Genomic DNA, 16077 nt, shown 5'->3' on the forward strand with positions numbered 1-16077 from the left:
AGCAGTTTTTTATTATGTCTTTTTTTCTGGCAATCATTAATGACCCACGTGTCCCGCATGTCCTGCAGCTCCACTAATACTAGCCGCTCCCGCTGCTGCCCCCGCTCCTCCTGCTCCAATTCCACCTGTCCAAGGAGAAGATTGTTGTTGTTGATACTGTTGGTATTGTTGGTGTTGTTGGTGTTGTTGGTGTTGTTGGTGTTGTTGGTGTTGTTGGCCTTGGTAACCTTGATGACCATGTTGACCTTGGTGACCGTGGTGGCCTTGATGACCATGTTGACCTTGGTGACCGTGGTGGCCTTGATGGCCGTGGTGATGTACTTGTTGTTGATGATGTCCATGATGTCCATGTTGACCTTGGTGGCCGTGGTGGCCATGGTGACCATGTTGATCTTGATGAATTTGATAAAGAACAGCCTGCGGATGTATATGATGGTGGCCGTGGTGATGTACTTGTTGTTGATGATGTCCATGATGACCGTGGTGACCTTGGTGGTGATGGTGTCCATGATGGCCATGGTGTCCTTGGTGGTGATGGTGTCCATGATGGCCATGGTGACCTTGGTGGTGATGATGTCCATGATGGCCATGATGACCGTCGTGGTGGCCATGGTGACCGTAAAAACCTTGTGGATAACCACCTACTCCGCCTGCCACAACACCTACTCCCGGTACCGGAAATCCTGTTTGTACTCCTCCAACGAAAGATGGGAATGTAGTTGGTACGCCTACTGGTACTCCTCCCGCTGCTCCGCCTACAAATGTTGGGATTCCTGTTTGCACTCCAGCTACTGATGATGGAAATCCTCCTGTTAATGTTGGAATTCCAGTTTGTGCTCCAGCTACTGATGTGGAAAATCCTCCAGGTGTTCCACCCATCCAGCTCGGAATTCCGCCATATCCTTGTTGTCCGCCTCCCATTAACATCATTTGTTCATAACTATCCGATCCACCTCCGAAAAAGCCATGTGGTGCATTATTGTCCATCCCTTTCATTCCTTTCACCTCTTCTACTCAATTTAGCCTACCTTTTTTATCATATTTCCTATAGAAAAATAGGTGTTTGTCTGTATTGGAATTCCGCTCTTTTATTTGTACGTATTGGAATAATTGAAAACTTAGACTAGGGTGATCCAGAGATTATTTTCTACACAAAAAAGCTCAGAGTATACATACTCTGAGCTTTTATTTAGAATAAATTAATTTGCAACAACATTAACAAGTTTTCCAGGAACAACAATTACTTTACGAACTGTTTTCCCTTCAATTTGGTCTTGAATTGCTTCAAGTGCAAGTTGTTCCATTTCTTCTTTTGATGCGTCTTTACTCATTGTTAGTTTTGCGCGAACTTTACCCATAACTTGAACAACAATTTCAACTTCATCTTCTACAAGTTTAGACTCATCAAATGTTGGCCAGCTTGCATATGTGATTGTTTCATTGTATCCAAGTTTGCTCCATAGCTCTTCCCCGATATGAGGTGCAACTGGTGCAATCATTTTTACGAAACCTTCTACATATTCTCTTGGAAGTGTTTCAGCTTTGTATGCATCGTTGATGAATACCATCATTTGAGAAATTGCTGTGTTGAAGCGAAGCTCTGCATAGTCTTCTGTTACTTTCTTCACTGTTTGATGGTAAGCTTTTTCAAGCTCTTTATTTGGTGCGTCAGTAATTTTCTCACTTAATTCACCGTTATCTTGAACGAATAGACGCCATACGCGGTCTAGGAAACGACGAGCTCCGTCAAGACCATTTTCAGACCAAGCAATTGAAGCATCTAATGGTCCCATGAACATTTCGTATAGACGAAGTGTATCTGCACCGTGGCTTGCTACGATATCATCAGGATTTACAACGTTACCTTTTGATTTACTCATTTTCTCGTTGTTTTCACCTAGAATCATACCTTGGTTGAATAATTGTTGGAATGGCTCTTTCGTTGGAACTACACCGATATCGTATAATACTTTATGCCAGAAACGAGCATATAGTAAGTGAAGTACGGCATGTTCTGCACCACCGATATAAATATCAACTGGAAGCCATTGTTTTACTTTTTCAGGATCTACAAGTGCTTCGCTATTGTTTGGATCGATGTAACGTAGGTAGTACCAGCAGCTACCAGCCCATTGCGGCATTGTGTTCGTTTCACGACGACCTTTTTTACCAGTCTCAGGATCAACAACATTTACCCACTCGTCAATGTTAGCAAGTGGTGATTCACCTGTACCTGAAGGACGGATGTTTTCTGTTTTCGGAAGAACTAATGGTAATTCCTCTTCTTTCACAGCTGTCATTGTACCATCTTCCCAGTGAATTACTGGAATTGGTTCACCCCAGTAACGTTGACGGCTGAATAACCAGTCACGTAGACGGTACGTTACTTTTTGATTTCCTGCGCTCGTTGCTTCAAGCCATTCAATCATTTTTGCGATTGCTTCTTCTTTATTTAATCCATCAAGGAATGCTGAGTTTACGTGTGCACCATCACCTGTGTACACTTCTTTCGTAATATCTCCGCCTTTTACAACTTCCTTCATTGGAAGATTAAATACTGATGCGAATTCATAGTCACGCTCATCGTGAGCTGGAACTGCCATTACAGCACCTGTTCCGTAAGTTGCAAGAACATAGTCAGCGATCCAGATTGGTAATTTCTCACCGTTTACTGGGTTAACTGCGTAAGCACCAGTGAATACACCAGTTTTCTCTTTCGCAAGTTCTGTACGCTCTAGGTCACTCTTCATTTTTACAGCGTTAATGTAAGCTTCTACCGCTTCTTTTTGTTCTGCTGTTGTAATTTCTGCAACAAGTGCATGTTCTGGAGCTAGTACACAGTATGTTGCACCAAATAATGTATCAGGGCGCGTTGTGAAAACTGTGAATTTCTCGTCTGTACCATCGATGTTGAAGTGTACTTCTGCACCTTCAGAACGACCGATCCAGTTACGTTGCATATCTTTTAAGCTTTCAGGCCAATCAAGCTCATCTAGATCTTCTAATAGACGATCTCCGTAAGCTGTAATTTTTAACATCCACTGTCTCATCGGACGACGCTCAACTGGATGTCCACCACGCTCACTCTTACCGTCAATGATTTCTTCGTTTGCAAGTACTGTACCAAGTGCTGGGCACCAGTTTACAGGTACTTCATCAACGTAAGCTAAGCCTTTTTCAAATAGTTTTAGGAAGATCCATTGCGTCCACTTATAGTAGTTTGGATCTGTTGTATTTACTTCACGGTCCCAATCGTAAGAGAAACCTAATGATTTAATTTGGTTACGGAACGTATTAATATTATGCTCTGTAAATTCAGCTGGGCTGTTTCCAGTATCAAGTGCATATTGCTCTGCTGGAAGACCAAATGCATCCCATCCCATTGGATGAAGAACGTTATATCCTTGCATACGCTTCATACGAGATAAAATATCTGTCGCTGTATAACCTTCTGGATGTCCTACGTGTAAGCCTGCACCTGATGGATATGGGAACATATCTAGTGCATAAAATTTTGGTTTTTCTGTCTCATCTGGCGTACGGAATGTTTTATTCTCTTCCCAGTACCCTTGCCACTTCTTCTCAATTTCTTGATGATTAAAGCTCATGAGATACCCTCCTTGAAATTCTATTTATTTTCACCGCCCAAAATACAAAAAACCTCTCATCCCTAGAAAGGGACGAGAGGTTATAGATTCCCGCGGTACCACCCTAAATTAATGTACAAATATACATTCGCTTAGATCCGTAACGTGGATTAACGGCAATTGCTACTATTAGTTTCACAACTGCAACTCAAAGGCGAGTTCATAACGAAACGTGGATTGACTTGCACCGACCGTCAACTCTCTAAACCAGCTTCTATTACTACTACTCCTTCTCACTGTTATTACACATATAAGTTAAGTGAACTATCCTTCACTTAGTATCTCTTAAGAGCTTACTTAAAGCGAGGACTTCTCGGTTAATCGTTACTCTTAATAACTAACGAATTCATCTTAAGACAGCCGAGCTATCTCCCTTGTTCTAAAGGTTGTTTTATTTAAATATATTCTAAAACATGTTACATGTTCCGTCAAACTAAACTGCAATTTTTTCTTCAACTGTTTCTTCTACTTTTACTCGTTTATCATAAATGCTCGTTGCTATAAGCGCTACTACAAGCATTACCATGATTGCTATAAACAATACTTCCATATTGTATAAATCCACAATTGCTCCGCCAACGACCGGCCCGAACATTTTCCCTACAGTCGCCGCACTATTTACAACCCCTTGATAAAACCCTAATTTATCTTTTGGTGCAAGTATATTTGCAATCGTTGGAACCGCAGGCCATACAAATAACTCACCTATTGTTAATGTTACCATCGCAACGAGGAACATCGTAAATTGCTGCGCTTGGCTTAACACAATGAATGACGCCGCAAAAATGAAAATCCCAATCATAATTTGCTGTTTTAAAGAACGCTTCATCCAACGAATTAGCATACTAACAAGTGGCTGCGCACAAACAATCATCGCTCCGTTTATCGTCCATAATAAACTATAGTGACGAAGGCTAATATTCAATTCTTGCATATGTGTTGCAATCGCTCCTTGCCACTGTACGTATGTAACCCAGCATAAAGCATATGCTACACACACGATAAGAAGTGCTTTAAATCCAGGTGTAAGTGACCACCCTTTTTTCGTTTCAACTTCTTTTTGCACTCCTGGCTCTTTCTTGTCTTCCATACCGCGGAATCCAATAAAAGCAATTAAGAAGAAAACAAAGTATAAAATAAAGTTCGCTAAGAAAATATAATCAAAACGATACGATGCAACTAATCCACCACATGCTGTTCCGATCGCAATACCAACATTTTGTCCAACGTACATCGCATTAAATGCCCGTCTTCCGCCTTCTGGCCAAACCGTACCAACCATCGCATACATCGATGGGAAGACCATTCCAGAACCGAAGCCGATTAACGCTAGCCACACAACATATAACGGCCAACCGTGGAAGAACACAAGACCTAAAATCGATACAAGTGTAATCACAATCCCTACTAAAGTTGATTTATAACCGCCCCATTTATCAAATAAAACACCGCCGAGCAAGTTTCCGATTACACCAGTAAGCGAATTGATCATTAATACCATTCCGGCCACAGATAAAGATTTTCCTAGGTGATCATGCAAATAAATTGTATTAAAAGGCCATAAAAAAGAAGCACCCGTGACATTAATAATCATCCCAGCTACTAATAGCCATACTTTCCTTGGCATAGTTTCCCCTCCTATTCTATTTTTTTCGTTCATATATATAACAGTAAAATTGTAGTCGTTTTTAAATAGGAAGGCAACTGATTAATAGTTGATGAAATTCAGATAATGGTTTTGCGATCAATGAAATTATACTGATTGCTTCTTGGATTATATCAGCGATTATTAAAATATATCGAATTACCGACAAAAAATGACAACAGTAACAATGTATAAAGAGGCTGCATGAACTTCATGCAGCCTCTTTATACTATCCAACTTCCTTTTCTCGCTTCGCACGTTCTTTAGCACTCCATTTAAACACCTTATCTAGTAGCGAGTATATTCTCCCAGACTCTTTCGTTAATAATGGTCCTAACGATGCCAATATTAAAACATATAAAGCGGAGAACGGTTTAATCGCTGCCATTAAGCCGCCCGCGATTCCAATATTCGCGACGATAATGGAAAATTCTCCGCGTGATACAAGTGTTAAACCGATATTCGTAGAAGCCTTATGCGATAACCCAGCTTTACGCCCCGCAACCATTCCAGCAGTAAAATTACCGATCAGAGTAATGAAAACTGCTCCTAATGCCAACCACACTGCTCCTCCAAGTGAAAATGGGTCTATACTTAAACCGAAGCTGAAAAAGAATATAGCTCCAAAGAAATCACGAAACGGAACAACGAGCTGTTCAATTCGATCACTATGCTCTGTTTCAGAAAAGACGAGCCCCAATAATAATGCTCCAATCGCCTCCGCGACATGAATCGTTTCTGAAAATCCTGCTACAAAGAACAAAATAGCGAATATTACGATAATAAAAATTTCATTGGACGAAATATCTAACATTTTATTTAAAAATCGTGTAGCTTTTCTAGCAACTACAAAGAATAGTAGCATATACCCTACTGCGATTAAAATAGATGTAAGAGCCCCTACAAGTGACGTTGCCCCTCCGAGTACTAATCCTGAAACGACTGATAAATATACGGCTAAAAAGATATCATCAAACATAATGATTCCTAAAATTAGCTCCGTCTCTTTATTACCAGATCTTCTTAAATCAACAATTACTTTCGCAACAATTGCACTCGATGAAATTGTTATAATCCCAGCAATAATTAATGTTTCTAATAAGGGGAAACCCATTATATATCCGTAAATTAAACCTAATATAAAATTAAGCGATATATGAACAGTTCCCCCAAAGGCAATTGATTTTCCTGATTTAATTAATTTTTTAATTGAGAATTCTAAGCCTAAATAGAATAAGAGGAATATAACGCCAACACGGCCGAGGAAGGAAATAACTTCTCCGCTTTCAATAAATCTTAAATCGATAAGCCCTAAATCTGGCGCATGTGGCCCCACTAGCATACCGAGTATAATGAGAAACGGAATAATCGAGAACTTTAACTTTGCAGCGAGAATAGCTGCAAAAGCGACTAATACTAACGCAGTCCCAACTTCAAAGATTAAAGTATCCATCGATTATGAATCCCCTCCTACTGAAAGCAACTCATTAATAATTCTTTTTACTTCATGTCTTTCGCCTGATAGTACGAGCATATCGCCAGCTTCAATGATAGAATCTGGGCCTGGATTAAAGAACTTCTTCATATTCTTTTTCAAAATGGCAATAATCGTTACGTTATATGTGTTTCGGACATGTAAACTACCAATTGTTTTTTGTACGACTGGTGCATTATTTTCCACCTTAAACCACTCAATTGATAATCCTTCAAAGGCCATTTCAATCGTATCTAAAGCTTGTGGTCTATATACCATTCCGCCCAATATAGCTGCAATTTGTCTCGCTTCGGAATCACGAAGCGAGACGCTTGAAATACTCTCCTCATGATCAGCATCAAAATGGTACATTTCTCTTCGGCCATCATCATGAATAACGATAACCATCTTTTCATTACCTTTTGTAATCACTTCAAACTTACATCCAATACCCGGCAGTTCACTCTCTCTAATATTCATATTTTCCGCCTCCTAATTTTTTTAGTTACGGCTTTTATAAATCGACATCAATCTCCGTTTTAAAGGTCTCATCCTTTGAAATACCTAAATACTTTAGCGTCTCTGATGGAGTCGCGTGATGAAAATGTTTTTGCAACAGCGCAATCGCTATCCCTCTTTTGTACGCATGAAATCCGAACGTTTTTCGCATTGAATTCGTTCCGATCTTACCAACAACTCCAACTGCTTCTGCAGCATTATGAATTACACGATACGCTTGTTGGCGCGTAATTGAATTTGGCGTTTTATTAGATTGAAATACGTAATTTTCTCTTTTAACGCCAATAGATTGTACGTAATCTAAAAGCGCTTCTTTTACTTTTGTATTTAAATAAATATCTTGTTTAAATTTTTCATCTTTCACAGGAAGAGTATAAAACTCTTTAACAGTCCCATCTTCATTTAATACATCTTCAAATTTCATGCTAAGTAGTTCTGTAATTTTTAATCCTGTGTTAATTCCAATAACAAATAAAAGATAATCTCGCTGGGAGTGCTCTTTTAAATATTTTTTCATAGCCTCAATTTGGCTTATATCTTTTAATGCCTCTACAACTTCCATACATGTATTCTCCTCATCTTATGAACGGTAATTTTCTCATTATGTTGTCCATTTTACCTTATCATGCTATGAGATTTCCATGTGTTATCCATTATTTTCACAATATACTCAGGTGGTTCTGAAAACTTTCAATGTGGAAACTTACGATTGTATAAATACGTTGCGGTAAAAAATGTGGGGATAAAAGTTCAGCTTCTTTCTACAGATTGGATTCCTCCTTTCCTTATACAGCTACTTCTACTTTTATATTACGTTACTTACTCGCATTATATTATATATTTCAGTAACATTAAAGTGTTTTTTCTGAAAATAATAAAAACCGAGCGTTTTTGCTCGGTTTTTATTATTAATCTTCTTTCGGAAGAACAATTCCTTTATACAATTGAACTGTAATGAAGTAATAAATCGCATAAATAACTACGAAAATTACGATTGGTACCCAAATACGGAAGTACGGATCGATTAAAATAAATCCGAAAATATTCATACCAACTAATACGTGAGCGATACCCACAATTGCTGGGAATAAGAATACTAAGAATAACTCTTTATAAATTGATTTTGTTAATAACTCACGGCGCACACCGATTTTACGGAGCATTTGATAACGCGTAATATCTTTTGATGCACCAGAAAGAATTTTAAACATAAGACAGCTTGCCATCATTGCTAAGAACGCAATTCCAAGGAAGAATCCCATAAATACTGTTCCACTCGCAACGCCGTATAACATGTCGTAAGTTTGATATTTACTATTTAATCTTTCAGCTTTTACATTTTTATATTTATCTAGCTGCAACTCGTCAAGTTTTTTCCATTCTTTTGTATATGCTAAGAAATCATCTGCTTTTCCGATAAATGCTATACCTTCTTTACCATTTATCCCATCGTACATTTTTTGATCTACAATTTTAATTGCATGATCTTCATATATATAATACGGATGAATTGTGCTAAAAGCATCAACCCATTCTTCTGGAAGTTCTTTAGCGTTCGCATCTTTTTCATTCATTTCTCTAGAAACTGCACCTACTGGTAGCTCCTGTGAAACCTTCTTTGTATTCACTAAATCCTTCATCGACTTCATATTTGTCATATCTTTTACGAAAGGACGATTTTTTTCTAAATCTTCTTTTACATAATAAACGTATTTATCATCAACTTTGTAGCGATATTCATTTTTTTCTTTAAATGTAATACCGTCTAAAATTTTCTTTTCTTCAGCTGTAGGATTATGAACAACTGAGTCATAGATTACTAAACCCTCAGACAGTTTGATAGCGTTATTTTTAAACGCCATACCACCTGAAATTGCACCTGCTCCAAGAGCAACTAACATCGCTACTGTCGCAAGTACTTTCGTTAAGCTATTAATACGGAAGTTTAATTGTGCAAATGTAAAAGCGTTAAGTCCTTTTTCACTACGCTTTTTATTACTCTTTAACTTTTTAATAAAGACCGGGAGAAGTGATCCAAACAGCATGTAAGTACCAGCTGTCGTTGTAATTAATGCAATAATGATTCCCATTTCTCTTAGTTTTTCCATGTAAATCATTGATGCATAGCCCATTCCTAATAAAATAACCGCAAGGAATGCAACTACACCTGTCATTTTTCCTTTTACTGCAACACGTTCTGTTTGTGCGTCTGCATGTACAAGTTGCAGGACAGAAATACGTGATAATTTAATACTGTTCATAATTGCCGATAATACAAATAGTGCAAAGAAGAAGATGCACGTAACAGTCATAGATGGCAGGTAAAATGCTTTATAGCCTTCACCAGCAAATTCTAATTGTTTCATTAATAATTGACCGATACCTTCTGCAAGTCCTACACCAACTGCAATTCCAATTGCAAGAGACGCGGCGCCTAATACAATTGTCTCAATAAACATAAGTAATGTAACTTTATGCTTTTTTGCTCCTAACATCATATACATACCAAACTCTTTTTGACGAAGAGATAGTAAGAAAGAGTTCGCATACAAAATATAGAAGAACGTTATAATAGCTAGTAAAAATGAACCTGCTTGGAATACAAATCCAATTTGACCAATAGTAGAATTTTCCTTAAGGAAGGCCTCGTTTAACGCTAATGTTTGGAACATATAAAAAATTGAAATGGACATGACAAGACCAACAAGTAAGACGATATAATCTTTTAGCTTACTCTTTAGTCCTGACATGGAAAGTTTGAATAACATGCTCTAGAACCTCCTTTCTTACGCTTTTTGTGTGCCTAAGTCCGCAAGCACATCTAAAATTTCTTTATAAAACTCTTCACGTGTACCGCCGCGGTGAATTTCTTTATATAGCTCACCATCTTGAATGAATAAAATACGCTGACAGTAACTTGCACTGTATGGATCATGTGTAACCATCATAATAGATACGCCTTGATCTTTATTTAAGTTTGTCATCGCATCAAGTAAACTCGTTGCATTTTTAGAATCAAGCGCTCCTGTTGGCTCGTCCCCTAAAATAATTGCCGGCTCATGCACTAAAGCACGCGCTGCTGCCGAACGTTGCTTTTGCCCACCAGATACTTCAGATGGGTACTTTTGAAGTATTTCTGTAATTCCTAACATATCCGCTACTTTCTCGACTTTTGGTCCAATGTTACGTGATGGAACACCTTGAAGAGAGAGTGGAAGTGCAATGTTTTCATAAATAGATAAGTTCTCTAATAAGTTAAAGTCTTGGAAGATGAATCCTAGCTTTTGTGAACGGAAATCAGAAAGCTCACCTTGTTTCATTTTTGTAATATCCGTTCCTGCAATTTCAACAACGCCGCCCGTTGCTTTATCTAACGTTGAAATTACATTTAATAATGTCGTTTTACCAGAACCAGATGGTCCCATAATTCCAACAAACTCACCCTCTTGAATTGAGAATGACACACCTTTTAACGCGTGTGATTGGTTCTCACCTTTTTTACCGTACACTTTTTGAACGTTTTTCACGTCTACAACTGGTTTCGTCATATATATCCTCCTACGCTTGTTTTTCCATTACCTATTTTGCGCCTTTTGGAAGTGAACTGCTATTTGTTAACATTACATTTACCTTACACTTTTGTAATATAAAAAAGATGTACTTGTAAGCTTGGCTGTTAATACTAGTTCACATTTCGGCATAGTAAATCGGTAAATGAAATTATATCGGCGATTTTCAAAATATATCGGCGCAACTACAAAAGCTGAAAATAAAAATAGGCTGTTCCACAAAAAGAACAGCCCACTTCTCTCTTTATTTCTTTAAAGGTGTTACCGTCCAGTACGTAATAACACGCCAAATCCATTCTAATGGACCCATTTTAAAGATTTTCATCCAAATTACACTAAACACAATTTGAATTGCATAAATTGCGATACATACATATAGCGTCTGCATGTATGTTAAGTTACCTGCAAAGTTAAATACACTACCGGCAATTAAAATCATTGCCGTTTGTCCGATATAATTTGTTAAAGCCATACGACCGTAGTATTTCAATGGTGCTAATAATGTTTGAACTGGTTTTAACTGAAGTAATAAAATTAATGCTCCTACATAGAAAGCTGAAATAATTGGTCCAACAGTAATACCAATTTTCAGAAAATGGCTTGCAGCATCCATTGTTCCGTCTTCATTCATCAATATCATATTTACAAATGGGTCAGCAGGCACGTGTCCATATTGATACCATACAGCTGCCACACTTAAAACAAACATAATGCCTGTAAAAATAGCGACTTGCTTTATGTTTTTTGAAAGATTTTCAAATACACGATATTGTCCTGCAGCAAGACCTAATAAAATTAAACCAAGTGGTAATAGTTCTTTAACACCCATTACACTAAAGGCTATTGTCAAAATAAGACCAATTACTAAGTTCACTTGTTTTTTCGCTTTATAAAACGGTAAAACGATTAATCCGCAAATTGCGTATAACGCTAGTGCTTCTCCAGGCTGAAACATGTAATGAATCAAACCAAAAATAAATAATGCAACTACGCGGCGGAAAAATAGAACATATCCATTTTTCCCTTTCGCAATCGCTCTTGTAATGAAGATATAGAATCCCACTCCAAATAAGAATGAGAAAATCGAGAAGAAACGACCTTCTACAAATAAGTATAGAAACCTTTGATAGCTAGCATCTACTGTATTAGGATCTGGAGTTTTAATATGAAGTAGTGCTAAAATATTTACTAAAATAATCCCCAGTAATGCGAAGCCACGAATGTAATCTAACTCATCAATTCGTTTGTTTGTAATATTGTTCCCCATAAAGCAGCTCCTTGTCCAAAATTTAATCCTCCCTTACTCTACTGGAAAAGTAAGCTTACGACTATCGGCAAACCTTACAGGAATCTTACATTATTGTCATATAACAAAACAAAACCAGGTCATATTGCGACCTGGTTTACTCTGATTGCTTTGATCTTTGAGGTTGTCCTTTTTTACTGTTACGCTGTTTCACTTGAACAATCGGATCAAGTTCATTCGAAAATTCAGCGTTATGTCCATTTTGTGTTTTTTGTTCTGGGTTATTTTGATCTGAACGTTTCGCCATTACATTCACTCCTTATTAGTGCGGTGTAATAATCATTTGATGTTGCAATTGGCGAATTGCCATACGCGCTCTATTTAACTGCTCACGTTGCTCATCATTCGCATGTTGTTGCATCGTTTGTAAATCGTTATATGCTTGTTCTAATTGCAACTGCGCATCCGAATACTCCATCGTATTATAATGCTCTTGTCTCATGCCTTGTTCTAATTGTTCTTTCGCATATTCCACCGCTTGTTCCGCTTGTGTAATATACGATTCAAGTGATTGACGCTCTGCCATAATTGTCCCTCCTTGCTTCAATTCCCCTTTAGTTTGTCCCTTCCTTATGAACCTTATGAGTATGTTATAATGGATTTTGTGTTATTTTGACTCGGCTTAGGAGGGAAAGTAATGAAGGTTCAAAACCCTTTTCCATATACAAACGACAATAAACGTTATCATACATGGAATTACCATTTACGAAATGAATTTGGTGAAAAAATCTTTAAAGTTTCATTAGATGCTGGCTTCGATTGTCCGAACCGTGACGGTACAGTTGCTTATGGCGGTTGTACATTTTGCAGTGCTGCTGGATCTGGTGACTTCGCTGGCGATCGCCGCGATGATGTTATAACGCAATATCATGAAATGAAAGAAAAAATGCGCTCAAAGTGGAAAGACGGAAAATGTATCGCTTATTTCCAAGCGTACACAAATACACATGCACCACTTGAAGTGTTAAAAGAAAAATTCGAACCGCTTCTAGCAGAAAAAGACGTTGTCGGTCTTTCTATCGCAACTCGTCCAGATTGTTTACCGGACGATGTTGTTGAATATTTAGCGGACTTAAATAAACGCACGTACCTTTGGGTTGAACTCGGACTACAGACCGTTCATGAACGTACTGCAAACCTTATTAATCGCGCTCATGATTATCCTTCTTACGTTGAAGGTGTAAATAAATTACGTAAGCATGGCATTCGAGTTTGCTCTCATATTATTAACGGTCTTCCTCTTGAAGATTACGACATGATGATGGAAACAGCTCGTGAAGTAGCGAAACTTGACGTACAAGGAATTAAAATCCACTTACTTCATTTATTAAAAGGAACGCCAATGGTGAAGCAATATGAAAAAGGACAACTCGAATTCCTTTCTCTTGAGGATTACGTAAGCCTCGTTGTTGACCAACTTGAAATTATTCCAGAAGACGTAATTGTGCACCGCATCACAGGTGACGGTCCGCCTGATTTAATGATTGGCCCAATGTGGAGCTTAAATAAATGGGAAGTTTTAAATTCCATCGATGCAGAATTTGTACGCCGCGGAAGCTGGCAAGGAAAATATGCAAATGAGGAGAAACAAAAATGAAATTAGAACGGGTATTACCGTTTGCTCGCACGCTGCTGCAAACGGCAGTAAAAGAAGGCGATTACGCTGTAGATGCAACTTTAGGAAACGGGCATGACACTTGCTTCCTAGCTGAAATCGTTGGAAATAACGGAAAAGTATTTGGATTTGATATTCAAAAAGAGGCGATTGAAAGCTCAACAACTCGTCTAAAAGAAAAAAAACTTTTCGAACGTACTGTTTTAGTTCACGATAGTCACGATACACTTCTATCCATATTACCAGAAGATGCAAAAGGAAAAGTAACAGGTGCAATTTTTAACTTAGGTTACCTTCCTGGCGGAGACAAACATATCGTCACAAAACCGAACTCAACAATCTCGGCGATCGAGCAATTATTAGAAGTAATGGCGCCTGAAGGTATCATCGTCCTTGTCATTTACCACGGACATCCAGAAGGACGAGTAGAACGCGACGCTGTACTTAAATTTGCCGAAGAACTAGACCAAAAACAAGCACACGTACTGCGATATAGCTTTATTAACCAGCAAAATAATCCGCCATTTATTGTGGCGATTGAGAAGCGGTAATATATCAACGATTTTTCAATTATATCTATCGTAACTCGGGATATATCAACGATTTTTTCGATATATCTATCATAACTTACAATATATCAACGATTTCTCGGATATATCGATTGTTCGACAAAACATAACAAAAAAAGACGTGCACTCATTGCACGTCTTTTTTGTTATTCTCCTATATAATGGATATATACACTATTTAAAGAAAGAAGGATAGAACTTTGCTAGTAGAACTAAGGGGAATTCAAAAGAAGTATAGCAAATCACTTATACTAGACAACATTGATTTATCCATTCCAGAAGGAGAAGCGCTCGCTATTATTGGCGGGAACGGGACTGGAAAAAGTACTCTACTCAAAATAATTGCAGGTTTTATTTCACCTACGGCAGGGACAATTCAAAGGAAAGAACATATACAAATTGGCTATGTACCTGAACATTTTCCTGAAGGAATTCGTTTTACATTAGAGGATTATCTATATCATCTCGGCTGCATTCACGGTTTATCAACAAAATATGTAAAAGATAAAATTCCGATGCTCCTTGAATCTTTTCATTTACTTCATGCAAGGCATTCCGTTGTACGAAACTTTTCAAAAGGTATGAAACAAAAAACAGGCATTATGCAAGCATTACTTACAGACGTCCATTTATTAATTTTAGACGAACCGCTTTCTGGGCTCGATCCGAACTCTCAACAAGAACTAGAACATATTTTACTCTCATTAAAACAACAAGGTATATCTATACTCTTCACATGTCATGAAAAACAACTATTAGAAAACTTCGCCGATAGAATTGTGACGTTAGCAAATCATACAATTGCAGAAAATATCTCTGCACAAAAAGGAGCAGAACAAGTCTATATTGAGGCAATCGTTCACGAAACATTCTCAGCGATAGAACTACAAAAGCAATCCGGTTTTATACACGTTACACACAAATCAAATCAAAACCTTATTCAATTACAAATCGAAAAAGAATATACAAACGAAATGCTTCAGTTTTTATTACATAAAAAAGCATCTATCACACTGCTACAACCTAACTTTTAAATTGAAAGAAGGTTTATTATGTTCGCGCTTATTCGGTACCATTTTCTCGACTATACAAAATCGTATAAGTACATCCCTCCTATTGCGATGTACTTTGTGAGCTTGCTTTTTGTATATACATATAAACCGACTCCTATTGTAACGACATATTTAGAAACAGCACTCGCACTTTATTTATTATCTGCCTGGATTACGGTCACAATTTTTCATACTGAAGACCCTATACAAGAGCAAATTACTATTTCTCATACAAATAACATTTCCGCATTATACGTTGGTAAATATATTACGGCTCTTCTCATTTGTACTGTGTTATCTTTTATATCCGTAATCTATCCCATTATTTTGCAAATGTTTAATGAAAAAATGACAGTTTCTTTATTTCTAGTCGGATTTCTCTCTCACATGTCTTTCTCTATACTAGGAATTTCAATCGCAACATTATTTACAAGAAACATGATTCAAAAAGCAGGCACTGCTTGGCTTAGCCTTACATTTATATTGCTTATAACGATTGCATCTATCCATTTTAAAAAAGAGTTACTATGGTTTTTACCACCTGTCGAAAGCTTTCTAATGCTTGGACAATACAAATATAATATACTGACTCACACGCTATGGCTCACAGCTTGGGCTATCGTATATTCATTTTTATTATTTACCTTATTCCTTTTTATCGTTCGCAAAAAACGTTTTTAA

General features: G+C 37.5%; 15 protein-coding genes and 1 other annotated feature. Of the genes, 4 read left to right on the top strand and 11 right to left on the bottom strand.

Annotated elements, in window-relative coordinates:
• Window positions 1-36: 36 nt before the first annotated feature.
• The 11 genes from V6946_RS25265 to V6946_RS25315 form a co-directional block, all read right to left on the bottom strand.
• Window positions 37-996, bottom strand: coding sequence for a hypothetical protein (locus V6946_RS25265; protein WP_366981495.1), 960 nt, complete (start codon window positions 994-996; stop codon window positions 37-39).
• Window positions 997-1199: 203 nt separating this feature from the next.
• Window positions 1200-3608, bottom strand: a complete 2409-nt coding sequence (leuS, locus tag V6946_RS25270; RefSeq protein WP_000009461.1) for a leucine--tRNA ligase — start codon at window positions 3606-3608, stop codon at window positions 1200-1202.
• A 65-nt stretch (window positions 3609-3673) separates the two neighbouring features.
• Window positions 3674-3893 (bottom strand) — a binding site (T-box leader).
• A 187-nt stretch (window positions 3894-4080) separates the two neighbouring features.
• Window positions 4081-5274 (bottom strand): MFS transporter, encoded by a 1194-nt coding sequence (locus V6946_RS25275; protein WP_001137561.1) that lies wholly within the window; start codon window positions 5272-5274, stop codon window positions 4081-4083.
• Window positions 5275-5521: 247 nt separating this feature from the next.
• Entirely contained in the window at window positions 5522-6745 is a 1224-nt protein-coding gene (locus V6946_RS25280; RefSeq protein ID WP_000380167.1) for a cation:proton antiporter, read from the bottom strand.
• A 3-nt stretch (window positions 6746-6748) separates the two neighbouring features.
• Window positions 6749-7246: a cation:proton antiporter regulatory subunit gene (locus V6946_RS25285; protein WP_001026053.1), complete on the bottom strand. Its 498-nt coding sequence runs from the start codon at window positions 7244-7246 to the stop codon at window positions 6749-6751.
• Between the two features lie 34 nt (window positions 7247-7280).
• Window positions 7281-7847 (bottom strand): tyrosine-type recombinase/integrase, encoded by a 567-nt coding sequence (locus tag V6946_RS25290; RefSeq protein ID WP_000454210.1) that lies wholly within the window; start codon window positions 7845-7847, stop codon window positions 7281-7283.
• Window positions 7848-8193: 346 nt separating this feature from the next.
• Window positions 8194-10053 (bottom strand): FtsX-like permease family protein, encoded by a 1860-nt coding sequence (locus V6946_RS25295; protein ID WP_006924867.1) that lies wholly within the window; start codon window positions 10051-10053, stop codon window positions 8194-8196.
• An 18-nt stretch (window positions 10054-10071) separates the two neighbouring features.
• The gene (locus V6946_RS25300; protein WP_000165844.1) at window positions 10072-10833 is read right to left on the bottom strand and encodes an ABC transporter ATP-binding protein; all 762 of its coding nucleotides are present in this window, start codon (window positions 10831-10833) and stop codon (window positions 10072-10074) included.
• A gap of 265 nt (window positions 10834-11098) precedes the next feature.
• Window positions 11099-12121, bottom strand: coding sequence for a DUF418 domain-containing protein (locus V6946_RS25305; RefSeq protein WP_000527702.1), 1023 nt, complete (start codon window positions 12119-12121; stop codon window positions 11099-11101).
• Window positions 12122-12257: 136 nt separating this feature from the next.
• Complete coding sequence (locus tag V6946_RS25310; RefSeq protein WP_001129341.1) at window positions 12258-12407, bottom strand: hypothetical protein; 150 nt, start codon at window positions 12405-12407, stop codon at window positions 12258-12260.
• A 15-nt stretch (window positions 12408-12422) separates the two neighbouring features.
• Window positions 12423-12686 carry a YtzC family protein gene (locus tag V6946_RS25315; protein ID WP_000840871.1) on the bottom strand — a complete coding sequence of 88 codons (264 nt, stop codon included), beginning with the start codon at window positions 12684-12686 and terminating at the stop codon, window positions 12423-12425.
• A 111-nt stretch (window positions 12687-12797) separates the two neighbouring features.
• Between V6946_RS25315 and V6946_RS25320 the strand changes: the two genes are divergently transcribed.
• From V6946_RS25320 to V6946_RS25335, 4 genes are all read left to right on the top strand, one after another.
• Window positions 12798-13757, top strand: a complete 960-nt coding sequence (locus V6946_RS25320; protein WP_000868033.1) for a TIGR01212 family radical SAM protein — start codon at window positions 12798-12800, stop codon at window positions 13755-13757.
• Window positions 13754-14326 carry a class I SAM-dependent methyltransferase gene (locus V6946_RS25325; protein ID WP_006924865.1) on the top strand — a complete coding sequence of 191 codons (573 nt, stop codon included), beginning with the start codon at window positions 13754-13756 and terminating at the stop codon, window positions 14324-14326. The genes V6946_RS25320 and V6946_RS25325 overlap by 4 nt, the downstream gene beginning before the upstream one ends.
• A 218-nt stretch (window positions 14327-14544) precedes the next feature.
• Window positions 14545-15378 carry an ABC transporter ATP-binding protein gene (locus V6946_RS25330; RefSeq protein WP_006924863.1) on the top strand — a complete coding sequence of 278 codons (834 nt, stop codon included), beginning with the start codon at window positions 14545-14547 and terminating at the stop codon, window positions 15376-15378.
• Between the two features lie 18 nt (window positions 15379-15396).
• Window positions 15397-16077 (top strand): hypothetical protein, encoded by a 681-nt coding sequence (locus V6946_RS25335; RefSeq protein ID WP_006924861.1) that lies wholly within the window; start codon window positions 15397-15399, stop codon window positions 16075-16077.

It is taken from the genome of Bacillus sp. PPSBB_2 (assembly GCF_045291115.1).
GTDB classification, from domain to species: domain Bacteria; phylum Bacillota; class Bacilli; order Bacillales; family Bacillaceae_G; genus Bacillus_A; species Bacillus_A cereus.